Source organism: Bathymodiolus heckerae thiotrophic gill symbiont (assembly GCF_900128515.1).
Taxonomy (GTDB): Bacteria; Pseudomonadota; Gammaproteobacteria; order PS1; family Pseudothioglobaceae; genus Thioglobus_A.
Genome location: NZ_FQTP01000208.1, coordinates 1 through 1,312 on the forward strand (window position 1 = coordinate 1; position 1,312 = coordinate 1,312).

The following is a 1,312-nucleotide window of genomic DNA, read 5'->3' on the forward strand; positions in this document are numbered from 1 at the left end:
ATGACCAATCATTATTTAAGTATTCGCAATCAAATCCCTACTTTTCATGCCGATAATGTCATTGCAGGAAATACCGATTGGATTGAAAAAGTTTACCTTGAACATCTTGATCAGCATTTTTAAAATACTCTGAGACCTTTGTATAAATATGGAGGATTAGCAGAATTCAATTTTTGTCAAATTGGTATTTTTAAAAAAACTCTGCCCTAGCAAGACTAAGGCTGGGTTTAAAAAAATTACCAAGTTGGTAAGAAGTGGATTTTTGACGATTATTCATATTTACACAAGGGTCTCGTTAGGTTAATAAGTATTTTTAGAGTTTACATTGTAAAAAGAAACTTAACGCTAAAATATTGTCTTGGTTGGGGTTGTCTTTACGGTGGATGATGCCGATACGACGGGATATTTTTGGCTGGTTTTTATCAATAGTTAATGCAGGGTATTTATCTAAAATTCCGCTATCAATGGCAATTTTAGGTAAGAAACTAACACCAATTTCCATATCAACCATCATCACCAGTGTTTCTAAACTGGCACAGGTGTATTGCGAGACTTTGGTTTTGTCAATATTGTCTAAGATATGGCTTCGTAAACAATGCCCTTGCTCTAATAACAACAAATCATTATTTTGGGTATTTTTATGTTTGACTAAAACCAAATCATCTTTAAAGATAGGTGTTTGAATAATATTTGTTTTTTCTTCAAATGGAAAAGCGAAAATCGCAAAATCTAATTTTAACTGTTCAACTTTTAATAGAAGGTTTTGGCTAGTGTCTTCAATAATAACGAGTTTAAGTTTGGGATATTTTGTTTTGATTTTAGCAACAAAATTGGGTAATAAATAAGCCGAAATAGTTGGAATAACACCTACGGTAATAGTTGATTCAAAAAAGTTGGTGTTGCAAATTGTTACCAAATCGTGCATTGAAGCAATGACTTTGTCCGCATATTGAGTAACTTTTTCACCCAAGGGGGTAAATAAAACAGATTTATTGTTTCGCTCAACCAACTTGATATTTAAATCCTGCTCTAGTTTACTAATACCAGCGCTTAAAGTGGATTGACTAACGAAACACGCATTTGCCGCTTTGGAAAAGTGCAGGTGTTGTTTTAATGCTAGTAAATAATGTAGATTTTTAATTGAAGGGGTTGTCATAATCGTTTTTTACGATTATTATAATACTTAAGGGTCATGACAACTTAAGCGACTCTTTTCTGAACATTTCAAGCAAAATCTTATAAAGATTTTGCTTGCGATTATTGAATCTAAATTCACATTCTTTCAAGTGTAAATTAAACATATTTTTATTCA

At 31.9% G+C, this 1,312-nt stretch carries 1 protein-coding gene and 1 pseudogene; both read right to left on the bottom strand.

Annotated features, from left to right (window positions below; translation table 11 throughout):
* Nucleotides 1–313 precede the first annotated feature (313 nt).
* Nucleotides 314–1,156 (bottom strand): LysR family transcriptional regulator, encoded by an 843-nt coding sequence (locus tag BTHERMOSOX_RS11265; RefSeq protein WP_138121208.1) that lies wholly within the window; start codon nt 1,154–1,156, stop codon nt 314–316.
* A 34-nt stretch (nt 1,157–1,190) separates the two neighbouring features.
* A pseudogene (locus BTHERMOSOX_RS11270) lies at nt 1,191–1,312 on the bottom strand (IS1595 family transposase); the annotation flags it as partial.

What these genes read in the sequence shown, in the direction of transcription:
- BTHERMOSOX_RS11265 (WP_138121208.1), bottom strand. Translation starts at nt 1,156, where the DNA reads ATGACAACCCCTTCAATTAAAAATCTACATTATTTACTAGCATTAAAA.